The 16,019-nt window shown below is 70.9% G+C and carries 12 protein-coding genes and 2 pseudogenes; 7 read left to right on the forward strand and 7 right to left on the reverse strand.

Going from position 1 to position 16,019, the window contains the following annotated elements; all coding sequences use genetic code 11:
* The first annotated feature begins 510 nt into the window (after positions 1–510).
* Both POF43_RS02960 and POF43_RS02965 read left to right on the forward strand, forming a co-directional pair.
* Positions 511–1,008: a MarR family winged helix-turn-helix transcriptional regulator gene (locus POF43_RS02960; protein WP_271324088.1), complete on the forward strand. Its 498-nt coding sequence runs from the start codon at positions 511–513 to the stop codon at positions 1,006–1,008.
* 430 nt (positions 1,009–1,438) lie between these two features.
* Positions 1,439–1,837, forward strand: a complete 399-nt coding sequence (locus POF43_RS02965) for a YciI family protein (protein WP_271315610.1) — start codon at positions 1,439–1,441, stop codon at positions 1,835–1,837.
* A 523-nt stretch (positions 1,838–2,360) separates the two neighbouring features.
* Here POF43_RS02965 and POF43_RS02970 read toward each other — a convergent pair.
* Positions 2,361–2,618, reverse strand: a complete 258-nt coding sequence (locus tag POF43_RS02970; RefSeq protein ID WP_271324087.1) for a DUF6221 family protein — start codon at positions 2,616–2,618, stop codon at positions 2,361–2,363.
* 32 nt (positions 2,619–2,650) lie between these two features.
* Positions 2,651–3,271 (reverse strand): annotated as a pseudogene (locus POF43_RS02975) (transposase); the annotation flags it as partial.
* Between the two features lie 234 nt (positions 3,272–3,505).
* On the opposite strand from POF43_RS02975, the gene POF43_RS02980 reads away from it, so the two are divergent.
* From POF43_RS02980 to POF43_RS02990, 3 genes and pseudogenes are all read left to right on the forward strand, one after another.
* Positions 3,506–3,937 (forward strand): IS3 family transposase, encoded by a 432-nt coding sequence (locus tag POF43_RS02980; protein WP_282704383.1) that lies wholly within the window; start codon positions 3,506–3,508, stop codon positions 3,935–3,937.
* Positions 3,938–4,302: 365 nt separating this feature from the next.
* Positions 4,303–5,373, forward strand: coding sequence for an IS110 family RNA-guided transposase (locus POF43_RS02985; RefSeq protein ID WP_271324085.1), 1,071 nt, complete (start codon positions 4,303–4,305; stop codon positions 5,371–5,373).
* A 92-nt stretch (positions 5,374–5,465) separates the two neighbouring features.
* Positions 5,466–5,885: pseudogene (locus POF43_RS02990) on the forward strand (transposase family protein); the annotation flags it as partial.
* Positions 5,886–6,722: 837 nt separating this feature from the next.
* Here POF43_RS02990 and POF43_RS02995 read toward each other — a convergent pair.
* The 3 genes from POF43_RS02995 to POF43_RS03005 form a co-directional block, all read right to left on the reverse strand.
* Positions 6,723–7,928 (reverse strand): MFS transporter, encoded by a 1,206-nt coding sequence (locus tag POF43_RS02995; protein ID WP_282704384.1) that lies wholly within the window; start codon positions 7,926–7,928, stop codon positions 6,723–6,725.
* A gap of 239 nt (positions 7,929–8,167) precedes the next feature.
* Positions 8,168–8,866, reverse strand: coding sequence for a FadR/GntR family transcriptional regulator (locus POF43_RS03000; RefSeq protein WP_271318740.1), 699 nt, complete (start codon positions 8,864–8,866; stop codon positions 8,168–8,170).
* Between the two features lie 462 nt (positions 8,867–9,328).
* A complete protein-coding gene (locus tag POF43_RS03005; RefSeq protein ID WP_372515789.1) occupies positions 9,329–10,969 on the reverse strand; it encodes an APC family permease in 1,641 nt (546 codons plus the stop codon).
* Between the two features lie 278 nt (positions 10,970–11,247).
* Between POF43_RS03005 and POF43_RS03010 the strand changes: the two genes are divergently transcribed.
* Together POF43_RS03010 and POF43_RS03015 are read left to right on the forward strand one after the other, a co-directional pair.
* Entirely contained in the window at positions 11,248–12,729 is a 1,482-nt protein-coding gene (locus POF43_RS03010) for an arabinofuranosidase catalytic domain-containing protein (protein WP_372515791.1), read from the forward strand.
* Positions 12,730–13,202: 473 nt separating this feature from the next.
* Positions 13,203–13,736: an EF-hand domain-containing protein gene (locus tag POF43_RS03015; protein WP_271325637.1), complete on the forward strand. Its 534-nt coding sequence runs from the start codon at positions 13,203–13,205 to the stop codon at positions 13,734–13,736.
* A 145-nt stretch (positions 13,737–13,881) separates the two neighbouring features.
* On the opposite strand, the gene POF43_RS03020 is transcribed toward POF43_RS03015, so the two are convergent.
* Together POF43_RS03020 and POF43_RS03025 are read right to left on the reverse strand one after the other, a co-directional pair.
* Positions 13,882–14,688, reverse strand: a complete 807-nt coding sequence (locus POF43_RS03020; protein WP_271325638.1) for a class I SAM-dependent methyltransferase — start codon at positions 14,686–14,688, stop codon at positions 13,882–13,884.
* 415 nt (positions 14,689–15,103) lie between these two features.
* Positions 15,104–15,745 (reverse strand): MBL fold metallo-hydrolase, encoded by a 642-nt coding sequence (locus POF43_RS03025; protein WP_282704386.1) that lies wholly within the window; start codon positions 15,743–15,745, stop codon positions 15,104–15,106.
* Between the last annotated feature and the right edge of the window lie 274 nt (positions 15,746–16,019).

Genomic DNA, 16,019 nt, shown 5'->3' on the forward strand with positions numbered 1-16,019 from the left:
GACGGGCGCCGAGCGCCACCGGGCCGCCGTTCGCGTCGCCGGCACCGTTCGCGTCGCCGGCACTGTTTGCCTCGCCGGCACCGTTCGCATCGCCGGCACCGTTTGCCCCGCTGGCGCCGTCGGCGCCCTTCGCGTCGGACACTCGGCACCGGCGGCCGGGCGGTCTCGCCAGGGCCCCCGGGGCGTCGCGGTGTGACCGCCGCACGGTCGGGCGGTGGGCCGACCGTGCGGCGATCACGGGTGGCCGCCAACTCCCTTTGCCATGAGTCGGGTTGAGCGTTGGGCAAGGCTTGCGACCCGTGTGGTGCGCGCGGCGGCTCTCTGAAATCTCCACGCCGTGGATGCCGCACGGCGCTGCAACCCGGTCCGCTCCCCACCCGTTCCACTCGGCCCGGTCTGCCCGGCGACCGGGCCAAACAATTGTTGAGTAAATTATTAGCCAATAGTGTCCATGAGTATGCTGGGCCCGCGCTGCCGGACAGGCGCTGCGACGAGAAGGGGTGGGCGCCCATGGCGGATTCGGCGAGTTCGGCTCTGCCGGACGACGGCTCACGGTGCCCGAGCCCGGAGGACGTCATCCTGCTGCGTCGCTGGTCCAGCATGCAGGCCGCGTTGCGTCGGCTGACCCAGCAGACCCTGGACGACATCGAGGAGAAGACCGGCCAGGCCGGGTCCTCGTTCCAGGTGCTGTGGTACCTGCTGTCGGCTCCCGGGCAGGTGGCGCCGATGAAGCAGCTGGCCGCCACCCTCGGGTTCACCACCGCCGGAACCACCAAGGTCGCCGACCGCCTCTGCGACGCCGGTCTGATCGAACGCCGCCCCCAGCCGGGCGACCGCCGGGTCACGCTGGCCGCGTTGACCCCGCAGGGCAGGGAGACGGCCATCGCTGCCTCCCTCGTGCTGGCCGGCGCCCTGCGCGAACGCGTCGTCGGCCCGCTGGGCCCGGACCGCTTCTCCGCGATCGTGGACGCGTTCGGCGCCATCGACCCACTGGCCCGCGCGACCTGACGCCGCACGGCGTGGACGTTGACGGGTCCGCGGGGGCGCGGCGCACGATCGCGGTGCGCACGGCTCGGCTCTTCCGTACCGACCCGGTCAGGTCCCAGAGGTACGGCGCCCGATCGCGGTGTGTCCAGTCCGGGGCCGTGCGGTCCGGTCCACGCCGATCCGGTGCGTGCGGCCGGCCCGCCCCGATCCGGTTGGTCGCGGGCGCCGGGCACGACTCCCGCCGTCCGAGTTCCCCCGAGTCCGACCCCGTAGGCACCGCTGATCACGACCCGAGGGGCCTCGGCATCCGTCAATGGCGTGGGGAGTTGATTGACGGATCGATTGCCGGGCAAGGTTTCGCTCAGGGTTGCCCTGGAGCGCCGCAGTCCATAATGGCGTCCACAGTGGACATCGCGGGCGAACGTTACGCAGACGAATCGAGGAGTGTGCGATGACAGCTCGGCGCATGCCGTGGGACGAACTCGTCCAGTGGTCCAGGGATCGCAATCTGCTGGCCAAGCGGCTCTACCTGGTGATCTCCGAACCCACCGACGGCATCGGCCCGGTCCTGGACAACCTCGAACCGCACGTCGCCTACCAGACGCAGCTGGAGAACCAGGGTGTGATGTTCGGCGCCGGACCGATGGCCGACGACGCCGAGGAGGAGTGGCCGGGCGACGGCCTCTTCATCTACCGGGCCGGCTCCCGCGACGAGGCGCTCAAACTCGCCGAGGCCGACCCCATGCACATCGCCGGCGCCCGCCGCTTCGTGGTGCGGCCGTGGCTGATGAACGAGGGCACCGTCAGCGTCCGCCTCTTCTACTCCGGCGGCCGCCCCGAGATCGACTGACGCCACGGCGAGGTCACCGGCAGCGGTTCCTGACAAAACTCCGCAGGCCAACGGGTTCGCGGGCACCGTCACCGGTGGCCCGAGGTGGGACGGGACCGCGGGACTGGAGAGGCCTGCCCCGGCACGGACTCCGGCGGGCGGTCACTGGGAGATCGCCATCCGACGTTCGACGGCGTTCGTCGGCGCGCACGTCGAGTCGTCGAGGGCGTAGGGCCGCCGGGCCACGGAGAAGACCCGGCAGGTGCCGTGCCGATGGAACGAACAGGAGAGCAGGTCCCCGCCGCCCGGCCCTTCGACGTATGCCCCGCACCGCCGAACGCCCGGCGTGGTACGCCGCGGGAGGCTGTCACCTGGCTTGTTCTACATCTGCCAGGATCTTCCGGGCTTGCCGATGGCCTTGAGGGTCTCAAAGACCAAAGGGCCGAGTCGGCGCCGGGTAGGCGGCCCGCACGGTTCCGCCGACGTGGTGGACAGCTGCGGCCCGCTGCTGATGCTGGAACCGCTTGGACTGTCCCCTTGACGGCTACGGGCGCCATTCCTGCTGGTAGGCGGGGTGTTCGGCGTATGACTGGCCAAGGACTCGCAGCGCGTGTGCCAGGCCGGCCGAGCGGGAGTCCGAGGGGTCCATGGCTTTGTAGCTGTTCGCCAGTTGCTCGATCAGGTCGAGCATGGGGAGATGGCGGTCGAGAAGGGCCTCGCCGCTCAGGGTGCCGGCCGCGTAGGCGTAGGCGTGGTTGTCGTCCATGATGCGCGCGACGAGGAACTCCAAAAGATCGTCCATGTGGCCATCTCGCGGGCAAGGCGCTTCGGTGGTCGAGCGGCTGTCCGGATGAGGATGGCGGCGAGGTGGAGTCCGGCCCGGTGGACGATGGCGAGCTCGTCCGTTCGCATGGCCGGGCCGCGCCATTGCTTGAGGCGGTTGATGTGGGCTGCTTGTACGCCTCGGCGTCGAAGGGCGGTGGGCGGCCTCCGTCGCGGCCTCGCCGCAGCCGGTGGCCGCCCGGGCACCGCTGTCGCCGGCGAGGTGAACTTTCGTACTCCGGCCGCCGCGGGAGCGTCCGAGGCCGTGATCGTCAGGTTCGGCCCGGCCCGGCGCCCCTTTGTCCTGGCACCGGCAGACGGTGGAGTCCACCGAGAAGGTCCAGTCGATGTCGGCACCAACGTCGGCCGCTGCCAGAACTGCGGCGAGGACGCGCTCCCAGGTGCCGCCATGGCCCACCCGATCAGGCGTTCATGAGCGGTCTGGAACGAGCCGAACTCGCCCGGCAGATCCCGCCGGGGAGAGCAGGTGCGGTACTTCTACGCGACGGCTTCCAGGGACCGGCGGTGGTCGGCCCATCGCCGAGCGCGGACCGCACGTTCTTCCGGTTCGGCCGGATGGAGCGTTGGGTCGCTGTGGGCGAATGGCGATTGCCCCGGCGTGTCGGACGACAACGACCGTGCCCCTTCGCGAATTCGTTGACTGGTCATTGCCGATGTCAACGGTTTGATGGCACATAGCCGTTGTCGAAGTCAACGACCAGTCAACGGTTTCAGTAAGTGGCGATGCTCCTCCGGGCCGACACGCCGTTCCGTAATGCAGGGTCATGTCCTGAGTGGGCTCGATCCGCTTTGACGGACATCCGAGATCAGGGGTTCGTCCCCGGGACGATGCCCATCATGGAGAGCATGGGGAAGAAGCAGCCTCGCCGTCGCCGCTTGTTCACGATGGAGTTCCAGGCCGAGAGCGTGGAGCTGTGCCGGCGTGGTGACCACTCGGTCGGTCAGGGCGCCAAGGACCTTCGATCCGACCGGTCCCGCGGAACCTACGGCGTTCCCCTCGTCCATGCCGCTCTCCGGCGCGAGGGCGCCGCATGCGGGCGCCGCCGTGTCGCACGGCTGACACGTTCGGCCGGCCCGACCGGCCGGCACCGCGGATGGCGGCACCTGACCACAGTCCCTGATCCGCGCGCTTCCACCCGTCCCGATCGCACCGTCCGCAACATCCAGCCCGATCCCGACGGGCTGGATGCCCGCCGGTGCGGCGACATCACCTACGTCCCGACCGACGAGGGCCAGCTCTACCTGACCACCGTTGTCGACATCGCCCCCGTCCGGTGATCTTTCCCTCGGACCGCGGAAGCCAGTACACCAGCCGGCAATTCGCCACCCTGGCGCAGCAGTTCGGGATGCGCCTCTCAGTCGGCCGCACCGGCCAATGCTGGGACTGTCAGGCTTTTCGCACCGGATCCCGCAAGGATCGGGTAGCCCCGGCCGAGGTGGTCTGACTCTTGCTTATGACTGACCCCACGGGTGTCCTGGCGTTGATCTGTCGACCGCCCGGCCGGGCACGCAGCAAGCGCTGCCGCCGGACGGACGTGACCTGATGGGAGCCTGGAGCCGACTCGCCAAAGCGTCCCCGTGACAGTCCTGTCCGTTCGGTCGGCGACAGCGTGAACTCCACGCTACCGACCGGAAGGAACCCCGTGCAGACCGGCGAGCAGCCCAGGTCCGGGCATGTCGTGATCGGCGTCGACACGCACTTGCACGTGCACGTCGCAGCGGTGATGGACACGATCGGCGGGATCCTGGCCCCCCTGACGATAGCCACCGACGCCGACGGCTTCCAGCAACTGGCGGACTGGGCAGCCTCGTTCGGCACGGTGCTGGCGTTCGGGACAGAAGGCTCCGGCTCCTACGGCGCCACGATGACCTCATTCCTGCGCAGGACCGGCCACAAGGTCGTCGAGGCCGGACGCCCGGACCGGCGACTGCGGCGCACGAATGGCAAGTCCGACACCTTGGACACCGAGAACGCCGCCCGCGCGGTGCTGGCCGGGTTCGCGACCGCCACACCGAAGACCGCCGACGGCGAGGCGGAGGAGATCCGCCAGCTCAAGGTCGCCCATGACCAGGCCGTTGAACAGCGTGCCTCGGCGATGGTCACGATGAAGGCGATGCTGGTCCACGCCCCGGACGCCCTGCGCCGGGAGACTGCCCGCAAGACACAGATCACTCTGGCACGGCAGCTGGCAGCTCTGCGTCCTCGCCGTCCGGAAGGACCCGAGGACGCGCTTCGTCACACCCTGCGGACGCTCGCCAGGCGGTGGCAGTACCTGGATGCCGAGGCCAGAGAACTCACGAAGATGATCGGCAACCTGGTCCAACGGGCTGCCCCGCAGCTGCTCGATCCCTTCGGCATCGGCGTGGACACCGCCGCGGAAATCCTCATCGTTGCCGGTGACAACCCCGAACGGATCAAGTCCGAGGCCGCTCTCGCCAAGCTCGCGGGCATCGCTCCGGTGCCCACCGGCTCCGGCATGACCAGCGGCAGGCACCGCATCAACCACGGCGGCCACCGCCAGCTCAACGCCGCCATCTACCGAACCGTCATCGTCCGGATGCGGTTCCACCAGCCCACGATCGACTACATTGCCCGCCGGACCACCGAGGGCAAGACCAAACGAGAGATCATTCGCTGCCTCAGGCGCTACGTCATCCGCGAGGTCTACCACCTGCTCCGACCCACCCCACAAACGGCCTCCGCGGCGAGTTGACAACTATAGGAGCGTCAACGCACTCGCCGAATCGTTCTTCGCCACCATCACACGTGAACTGCTCCACACCACCGCCTGGCCCAGCCGGACCGCACCGCCGCCACGTGAACGTGCACGTCACGATGGGTCCGATCGCCCACATCCTGCGGATCTCGCCGACCATGCCGGGCCGTTGTCACGACCTGACCGCGGCACGCACTCACCGGATCATCCGCATCGGTGAACACCAAGGCGTCCCCGTACCGGCCGACCGCGCCTACCGGAAGGCGGGCCCGTGGGTGGCCACCGGCCGCAGACGCCTTCCCGGCAGGGAACCCACTCCCACCCAGCGCACGGTCAACCGAGCACTGACCCGGGCCAGGGCGCCCGTCGAGCGCGGGATGGCACGCCTGAACTCCTGGCAGACCTTCCGCAGATCCCGCAGCAACCCCCGTCGGATGACGCCAGTCACCGCAGCGATCCTCACCCCGAAGGCAACGCTGAAAACGCTCGCCGGTCCAATGAGTGCGTAGCCCGCCGCCAAGCGTTCAAGAACAACATCAACTACGCTCACACCGGCCGATCACCCGTGTCCACAATCCGGGCTCAAGGCCCAACACCACCTGGCACCTACAGCATCCAGCCTGGGATTCGGCTCCAGTCAGACCTGCTGGCGACGTCTGGAGCCGTGGCAGAGCGACCGCACCGCAACCTGCTCGCCGAACCGATCGCCGTTGGCGCGCTCGACTGGTCCCGCGCGGGCGGGGACGACTCCCACATCCGCGCGGAGAAAGGGGGCGCCGACACGGGCCCAGTGCCGGTCGACCGTAAGGCGGCGGCCAGCAAGCATCACCTGGTCTGCACCGCACGCGGCACGCCACTCAAGGTCATCCCCACCACGGCCAACGTCAACGACATCACCCGGACTCTCGCCTTGGTCGATGGCATCCCGCCCGGAGCCGGCCGCCGTGGCCACCCCCGCAGACAGCCCGACGCCCTGCTCGTCGGCGACAAGGGCTGCGTCTCCCCCGCCGACCAGTGTGATCTGCGAAGACGCGGGCCCCTGCCCGCCACTCCCCCGCGGCCGGGCCGATCGGGCCGTGAGCGGATCGGCGGGGGCCCGGTTCCCGACCCGGCGGTGCCGGTGGTGACGGCCGTAACCGTGGCGGAGGGCCAAGGTCAAGAGGCCAGGGTCGGGGCGCCCATGCGGTCGGGGGCAGGACGCACCAGACGCACCAGACGCACAGGACGCACAGGACGCACAGGACAGCGTGGCCACGCTCCGGTAGGAGTCCGCGAGTCCGCTCGGCGGCGGAGTGATCCTGGTGGCCTTCAACCCGCCGTGGGCCCAGCGGTGCGGACCGACAGCGTCACGGCGTGGGTCGCCCACCGTCCTCACCCGCTACGTACCGAGCAGCCGGCCCCGGGGCGGGGACCTGGTGGGGGCGGGCTGCCAGTAGGCCGACGACCAGTTCGGCCGCGGTTGCGAGGAGCAGGACGAGGACGGGGGCCCGCCAGCCGCCGGTGAGGGCGTGCAGGGAGCCGACGGCCAGTGGTCCGAGGGCCGCGACGACGTACCCGACGCCCTGGGCGAGGGCGGAGAGCGACGCGGCGACGGCCGGGGTGGCGGCGCGGGCCATCACGAAGTAGAGGGCGAGCGCGAGCCCGGCGCCCTGGCCGAGGCCGAGCAGTGGCATGAGGGCGAGGCCCGCGTTCACCGGTGCCAGGAGGGCCGCGCTGATGCCCGCCGCGCAGAGGACGACGGTGGCGATCATGAGGAGCCGGGCGGCGCGGGCCGAGCGGTGGGCGATCATCGGGGTGCCGAACGCCGACACCAGGCCGCCGACGCTGAGCAGCGATCCGACCAGGCCGCTCTGCGACGGTGCCAGGCCGCGGGAGAGGAAGAGGTCGGGAAGGAAGGACAGCGTGGCGTAGTACGTCATGCTCTGCAGGCCCATGAACGCGGTGACCTGCCAGGCCAGCCGGTGTCGCCGCACGTGGCCGCGGGGCAGCCGCTGCGAGGCGCCGGGCGGCAGGGACGCGGCGCGCCGGGCGGTGCCGTACCGCAGTTGGGGCAGCCACGCCAGGAGTGCGACGACCATGGGGACCGCGGACATCCCGAGGGTGACGGCCAGTGAGCCGTGGGTGGAACGGTAGACGGGGACCACGATCGCGGAACTGGTGATGGCCCCGGTGTACAGCATCACCATGTACAGGCTCAGCAGCCGGCCGGCGCGGCGGGGTTCGCGGCGCTTGATCAGGCTCGGCAGCAACACGTTCATGAACGCGATGGCGCCGCTGACGACGACCGTGCCGGCCAGCAGGAGTGCGCCCGGCAGCAGGGCGCGCATCAGCAGTCCGGCGGCGCCGGCGGCCAGGGCGCCGCCGAGGGCGCGTTCCTCGCCGAAACGGCGGGCCGTCAGGGCGGCGACCGGTGAGAACAGGCCGAAGCACAGCACCGGGATCGTCGCCAGCAGCGTGACGTCGACCGACGACAGCGCCAGCCGGTCCTGGAGCTGGGTGAAGATCGGCGGCAGACCGGCCACGGCGGGACGCAGGTTGACGCACAGGACCATGACGCCGAAGACCAGCGCGGCACGTTCGGCCCGGCCGGAGCGAACAGGGTGCCCCGGGGCGGGGGATGGTTCCGGGCCGGGGCAGACGTCCGGGGCGGTGGAAGGTTCCGGCGGGATCGGCGGCGGCGTCGGGGTGGCCGGCACCAACGGGTCGGCGGCGGCGCGAGGTTCACGGGTGGGTTCAGGGCGCGGGTCGCCGCCGGTCACAGGGTGCGGTCGGCCGGCCGGTTCATCGCCGGTCATCGGTCATCGTCCTCCCCCAGGACGCGCAGGTTGTCGCTGAGGTTGTCGAACGCGGCTGCCGCGGCGGCGTCCGGGTCGCCGTCCTCGACGGCTCGCAGGAGCGCCGCGTGCCAGACGTCGCTGCGTTCCACCGACGCCGGATCGTGCAGGGTCGCCCTGACGCTGCACGCGACCTGTCCGGTGAGGCTGGCGTAGATCTCGGCCAGGACCGGGTTGTGCGCGGCGTCGGCGACCGCCTGGTGGAAGCGCAGGTCGGCGTCGACGAAGGCGGTGGGGTCGTGCCGGCCGGCGGTGGCCCGCGCCGCGAAGGTCTCCCGCAGCCGGTCGAGGTCGGCGGGCGTGCGGCGGCTCGCGGCGAGCCGGGCGGCCTCGGCCTCCAGCCCGCGGCGTACCTCGTGGACGTGCCGGGCCGCGGCCCAGCCGGCCCGGCGGCGCAGCGTCGCCTCCACCTCGTTGGCGCTGTGCACGAAGGTGCCCTCGCCGTGCCGGGTCTCCAGCAGCCCCGCGTAGGTCAGTGCCTTGACGGCCTCGCGGACGGTGTTGCGCCCGAGCCCGGTCAGCACGACGAGTTCGGCCTCGGCCGGGATGCGTTCCCCGACCTGCCACTCCCCGCCGGTGATCTTCTCCCGCAGCCAGGCCGTCGCCTGCTCGGCGAGCGAAGTTCTGACGATCACCATGCCGTTCACCCCTCTCATCGGCTCATAGGATATCCGGTCATGGGATGTCCTATGACGAAGGGGAGGCGGCGGCCGCCGGAACGGGGCGGGGCCGGACGCCCGGTCCACCGGTACGCGTCCAGCCCCCGCAGCGAGCGGATCTGCGGTTACCAGCAGCTCGCCGCCCGCCCGCGACCCGCACGGCACCGTGATCCACACGGCACGGTGCCCCCGCTGGCACCGTGCCCCGGCCGACACCGCCACGCGCACGGCACCGTCACCCGTCCGGCACTGTCACCCACAAAGCACCGCCGCCCACACAGCACCGTCCACCCGCACAACATCATCACCCGCAAAGCACCGTCACCCACACAGCACCGCCACCCACACAGCACCGTCACCCACACAGCACCGCGCCCCCTCCAACCGAGGGGACGGCCTGCGGGACAAGGCAGAACCGCCCGCCCACCAGCCACCCCCTCGGCCCCGCGGCCACGTCCCCTACCCCACCTCCGCGTCCTGCGGAGCCGCGGCCAAGTGGCGGGCGCCGGACATGACCGCCCACCAGAAGACCGCCAGGGCGAACACCGCGACCGTCAGCGAGTCCCAGGGGGCGGAGAGGTGGCCGGCGCCGCCGAAGCTGCCCAGCCAGGACAGCACGGTGATGACGGCGAGGTAGACCACCAGCCAGGCGCCGTCGCGCAGTTCGGCGGCCAGCGGGGTGCTGGAGGCGTCCCGGCGCAGGAAGAGGAAGAGCGGCAGCCCGACCAGGACCAGTGGAAGCACCAGGCGCAGGTCGTGCCAGCCGGACCAGTAGACGAACTCGGAGGCGACCACGAAGGCCACCGGGGAGATCCAGCGCAGACCGGGCACCCAGCCGGAGAGCCGGTCGCGGGCGGCGACCCGGAAGACCGAGGCGGCGACCGCGGAGGAGGCGTAGATGAGCAGGTACATGTCGCCCATCACGCTGACGATGTTCTGCCAGCCGCCGAACGGCAGCAGGAAGACCACGATCACCGCGAGGTTCAGCGCCAGCGCCCGGTTGGGGATGCCGAACCGCTCGTTGACCCGCATGAAGAAGCGCGGCAGCAGTCCGTTCTTGGCCAGCGCGTAGGTGTGCCGGGCGTCGATCGCCACCCCGACGTAGGCCGAGCCGCCGGGCGAGACCACCGCGTCGGCGTAGAGCAGGCTGGAGAGCCACTGGAGGTTGAGCAGCAGAGCCAGCTGGCCGAACGGGGAGTCGAAGTTGACGCCGTGCCAGCCGTGGCCCAGCAGCCCGTCCGGGACCGCGTAGAGGAAGGCCAGTTGCAGGCCGAGGTACATCAGTACCGACAGGCCGATGCCGCTCAGGACCGAGGCCGGGATGCTGCGCCGCGGGTTGCGGGCCTCACCGGAGAAGTCCAGCGGGGCCTGGAAGCCGTTGACCGAGTAGACGATGCCGCCGGCGGACAGCGCGCTCAGGCAGGCCGCGTAGCCGTAGGGGGCGAAGCCGCCGTGCGCGGTCAGCCGGTCCGGGGAGTGCAGTCCGGAGGCGAACAGCGCGATCACCGTGATGACCGGGACCACGACCTTGAAGACCGAGACCGCGTTGTTGACCCGGGAGAACAACCGCACGCCGAACCAGTTGAGCCCGGTCAGCAGCACGCTCAGCCCGAGGGCCAGCCCCAGGCCGGTGAAGGTCAGGGTGTGGCCGTTGTACAGGCCCGGCAGGTAGTGCGCGGCGTACTGCATGATGGCGGTGATCTCGGCCGCGGTGCCGCCGACCGACAGCAGCACCGACCAGCCGACCATGGTGCCGACCAGCCGGCCGCTGGCGTACAGCGGCCAGCGCACGGTGCCGCCGCCCTCCGGCCGGGAGGCGCCCAGCTCCACCATGACCAGGGCCACCAGCGCGCACAGCAGACCGGCGGCCACCCAGGACAGCAGGGCGGCCGGCCCGGCGGTCTGCGCCGCGTACATCGCGGCGAACAGCCAGCCGGAGCCGAGGATGTTGGAGAAACCGATCGCGGTCAGGCCCCAATACCCCAGGTGGCGTTGGAGCCGGCCCTCCTCGGCGGCGACCGATTGCTCCCGGACCGCGGTCCCCGCCGGCCCGCCCGGCGACTGCTCTTGCGACACCACACACTCCTCGACTGACGGCATCTTGATCTTGCGCCGCCCCACCCTGCCACGCGCGGGCCCGGCAGAAATGAACGGAAGAATAATTGCGCGGCCCCGCACGGTCGTTGACGGGGGAACGTGGTGCTTGCTGGTTGATTTTGTCAAAATTTCGTGGGCAACATTGATCGCTATTGTCGTTTTACGTGGAGTGACGTTCACTCTCCTTTCACGGGAGCGGGTCTTGGACTGGACCACGGCCGTTCGCCATGCCGCGCGGTTCCGCCCCGCTCAGGTGTTCTTCGATGGAGAAGAGGTCGGCCATGTCCGCTCCGCCGTGGTTGAGGTATCTCAGAAAGTGGCTGCTGTCCGTAGGGGTGGTCGGTCTGCTGGCCGCCGGTCTGCTGGGCGGTACGGCGGGCACGTCCGCGGCCGCCGGTTCGCTGCCGTGTGACATCTACGCGGCGGCCGGTACCCCGTGTGTCGCCGCGCACAGCACGACCCGGGCGTTGTTCTCCGCCTACGACGGCCCGCTCTACCAAGTCACCCGGGCCTCCGACAACACCACCACCGACATCGGCCTGCTGGCCACCGGCGGCTACGCCAACGCCGCAGCCCAGGACACCTTCTGCGCCAACACCACCTGCCGCATCACCAAGATCTACGACCAGACCTCCCGCCACAACGACCTCAACCCCGGCCCCGCCGGCACCTCCGGCATGGGCGCCGACCGCGGCGCCGACGCCGCCGAACTGTCGGTCACCGCCGGCGGCCACAAGGTCTACGGCATCTGGATCTCCCCCGGCGTCGGCTACCGCTCCAACGGCGCAGCCTCCGGCACCGCCACCAACGGCCAGGCCGAAGGCGCCTACATGGTCGCCAGCGGCACCCACGTCGGCTCCGCCTGCTGCTTCGACTACGGCAACGCCGAAAGCACCCCCGCCGACACCGGCAACGGCCACATGGACGCCGTCAGCATCGCCACCACCTGCTACTTCTCCCCCTGCACCGGCAACGGCCCCTGGGTCGAGGCCGACATGGAAAACGGCATGTTCCAAGGCGACAACGGCTCCAACACCGCCAACGCCGGCAACAACACCCCCTTCGTCACCGCCGTACTGAAGAACAACGGACAGACCACCTACGCCATCAAGGGCGGCAACTCCCAAAGCGGCAACCTGTCCACCTGGTGGAACGGCGCCCTGCCCACCCGCGGCGGCTACACCCCCATGCACCAGGAAGGCGGCATCATCCTGGGCACCGGCGGCGACAACAGCAACTGGAACATGGGCACCTTCTTCGAAGGCGTCATGGTCGCCGGCTACCCCACCGACGCAGCCGAGAACGCCGTCCAGGCCAACATCGTCTCCGTCGGCTACACCGGCGAGACCAACATCCCCAACGGCCCCCAGGGCACCATCACCGGCCCCGGCGGACAATGCGTCGACGTCGCCGCCGACGACACCGGCGTCGACGGCGCAGCCGTCCAACTGTGGAACTGCCAGACCTACGCCGAAGACCAGCACTGGACCCACAACTCCGACAACTCCCTGTCCACCATCGGCCGCTGCCTCGACATCGACGGCAACGGCACCGCCAACGGCACCAAAGTCGAACTGTGGGACTGCAACGGCGTCGGCGGACAGAAATGGGTCCAGCAGTCCGACGGCTCACTCCTCAACCCCCAGTCGGGACGCTGCCTGGACTCCCCCAGCGGCGCCACCGCCAACGGCACCCTGCTGCAGATCTACGACTGCAACGGCTCCGCCGCGCAGAAGTTCACCCTCAACCCCCCGGTTTCCTGAGGGCGTTGACCCCGGGCGGATGAACACCCGCCCCGCTCGCGCATGACGAGGACCTCCGTGTGGTGCGGCCGTTCACGACGGCACCACACGGAGGTCCTCTGCCGTTACGAGGAAACGGCGCCGAACGCGCCCGCGACCGGGGGCCGGAAGCCGTGATGAACACGCCTGCGATCGGGCCGGACGTCGCGGTGAACACACCTGCGATCCGGCCGGAGGCCGAAGGCTTCACGCGGGCGCCTCCGGCGTGCGGGGGCGCGTCGCCCGGCGCGTTGTCGGGCGCCGTTTCCCCAGGTCACCCCGGCCCCAACTGGCTTGCCACGCACGGCTGTTCACTCTTTCCGGTGAACCGTGCACCGGGGCGGGGGCGGTACCGCCGTCGGCTGTGACAGTGGGAATCCGACGTCTCCCGGATTCCGGAGGAAGCCGGGAGACGGCCCGCCCTCCACAACAGCCCGACGAAAGGTGAGACCCCGATGCGGACCGAGGCAGTCAACCGGATCAAGCTGATCTTCGCCCTGCTGGACGCCGACGGCAACGGATACCTCGAACCGGACGACTTCGAACTCATGGCGAGCCGGGTCAACGAGGCCGCCCCCGGCACCGGCACCGCTTCGCAACGGGCGATGCTGGCCGCGTTCCGGCGGTACTGGTCGACGCTGGCCGGTGAACTGGACGCCGACCACGACGGCCGGATCAGCTTCGACGAGTACGCGGCCTGCGTCCTGGCACCGGAGCGTTTCAACGGGGCGATCGGCGACTTCGCCGACGCGCTGGCGTCCCTGGGCGACCCGGACGGCGACGGACTCATCGAACGGCCGCTCTTCGTCGCCCTGATGACGGCCATCGGCTTCCAACTCGCCAACATCCACACGTTGTTCGACGCCTTCGAGCCCGACGCGTCGGACCGGATCACGGTGGCCGTGTGGGCGCACGGCATCAAGGAGTACTACTCCCCCGACAAGGCGGGCATCCCCGGCGACCACCTGGTCGACGGCCTGACCGCCTGACCGCGCCCCGGCCGCGCCGACCTGTCGACCGCACCGCTGCGTCGACCGCGTCGCCCCGGCCGGGGCGACGCCGCGCCCCGGCCCGCGGGGCACCCTTCCACCCGTTCACACGGGCCGTTCCACCCGGGCCTCCGCCTGGACCCTGCTACGCGGGCCGGCGACCACTCGCCGTGCACAGCACCAGCGACAGCTCGTGGGTGCCGGGATCGCGCAGATAACGCAACGCCTCGTCCACGGCGCCGGGTTCGACGAGGCCGAGTTCGATCAGGCGCGGAGCGGTCTGCCGGATCGTGAGTTCCCAGAAGCGGGCCATCGGGCTGTCGGCGGTGACGACGGGCAGGTCGACGGCGAGCGTCACGCCGGTCAGTCCGCACTCGGCCAGCAGCCCCGGGTAGCGGCGGCCGTGGTTGGTGTCGGTGCCGATGGTCACGTCCAGCAGCCGCGACAGCCCGGTGAGCGTGGCGCGGTAGGCCGGGTGGGTGGAGGAGGCCCCGCCCAGTTCGGCCGAGTCGCTCATCACCATCAGCCCGCCCGGCTTGAGCCAGCCGACCATGCGCCGCAGCATCGCCTCGTGCTCGCGTACGTGCATCAGCACCATGCGCGAGTGCACCAGGTCGAACCGCCCGGCACCGGCGTCGAACGCGGTCAGGTCCGTCTCGTGGACGGTCAGCCGGGGGTCGTGATGTGCCCGCAGGTGCCGGGCGTCCCGGTCGACCGCGGTGACCGAACCCGTGGGCCCGACGCGGTCGGCCAGCCACCGCGCCATCGTCCCGGCCCCGGAGCCGACGTCCAGGCAGTGCCAGCCGGGCCCGGCGCCGAACGCGGTGAGGTGACCGCGGCTCGCCGGATCGAACGTCGCCGCGAGTGCCGCGAGCCGCTCCCCCTCGGTGTCGTCCTCGGGACTGAAGACCCGCTGCCCGTAGCGTTCCGACTGGTCGACGGAAGGGATCACGACGCACCGCCCGGTGGGGAGGAACGGACTCCGGCACGCGGGAACTCCGTTGGGAATCCGGTCAGTTGGACCCCGGAACAGCGACTGCGGAACGGGGACTGAGCGGAGCATCGCAACACGCCAGGGCGTTGCCAAGTTCTCCGGTGGGGATTCCACCGGCTTCCGGCCAGTCGCCGCCAGCTCGTCGCGAGGTGCCCGGCACGCGGTCCCCGTCACACGGCCCCGGCACGACGCCCCCGTCACGACGCCGGCGACATGGCCCCGCCGTTCGTCCGCCCGCACGCGTCACGCCTCGGCGCCGTGCGCGCCCACCCGCACCCCTGCACCCCCGCACCCCCGCCGTAAGCCCACCCGCGCCCCCGCGCCGTTCGTCCGCCCCCGCATCGTGAGTCCCCTACGCCCCACCGGCACGACGTCACACCGTCAGGGACTCCCCCGCCGCGAGCAGGGTGACCGGCGTGCCGGTGAGGCCGTCCTCGCCGAGGAGGGTGGCGGTGGAGCGCTGTCCCAGTTCGCTGAGCATGAGTTCGTGGATCTGGATCAGGCGGCTCGGACGAACCGCGCGCACGTAGTCCGCGGCCTCCCCCAGCTTCGTCCACGGGCCGCTGGTCGGCAGCAGCAGCGTCTCGACCGGTTCGCGGGGCACGAAGTAGGCGTCGCCGGGGTGGAAGACCGCGTCGTCGACGAGGTAGCCGACGTTGTCGACGCAGGGGATGTCCGGGTGGATGAGCGCGTGCCGTTCGCCGCGGACCGCGACGCGGAGGCCGCCGACGGTGAAGGTGTCACCGGCCGCCACCGCCGTGACCCGGCCGCCGTGCCTCCCGAGCCGGTCGGCCACCGCGGCGGGGCCGAACACCAGCAGGTCGGGCCGGTCCGCCAGCGCCGCGGTGAGCAGGTCGGCGTCGAAGTGGTCGAAGTGCTCGTGCGTGACGAGCACCGCGGCCGCCGCGCCCACCGCCTCACCGGCCCCGGGGGTGAGGGTGCCCGGATCGAGCACCACCGTGACGCCGTCCTTCTCCAGGGCGACGCAGGCGTGGGCGTACTTGGTGAGCTTCATCGTGGAGCCTCTCCGGCCGGCGATTGCTTGGTACAGCAAAACTGTACACCTTCGCTGCACATCGATCGCGGTATCACTCCCCCGTGTACGTCAGCCCGTGTACGTGAGCCTCGCGTACGTCTGCCTCTGGCCGGCCGGCCCGTGTACGTCAGCCCCTTGTCCGCCAGCCCGTGTACGTCTGCCTGCGAACGTCACCCCGTATACGTCAGCCTCGCGTACGTCAGCCCCCCGCCGGCCGGCCCGCGTACGTCAGCCCCTCGCCGGCCGGCCCGCG

This window comes from Streptantibioticus silvisoli, from assembly GCF_027947535.2.
GTDB classification, from domain to species: domain Bacteria; phylum Actinomycetota; class Actinomycetes; order Streptomycetales; family Streptomycetaceae; genus Streptantibioticus_C; species Streptantibioticus_C silvisoli.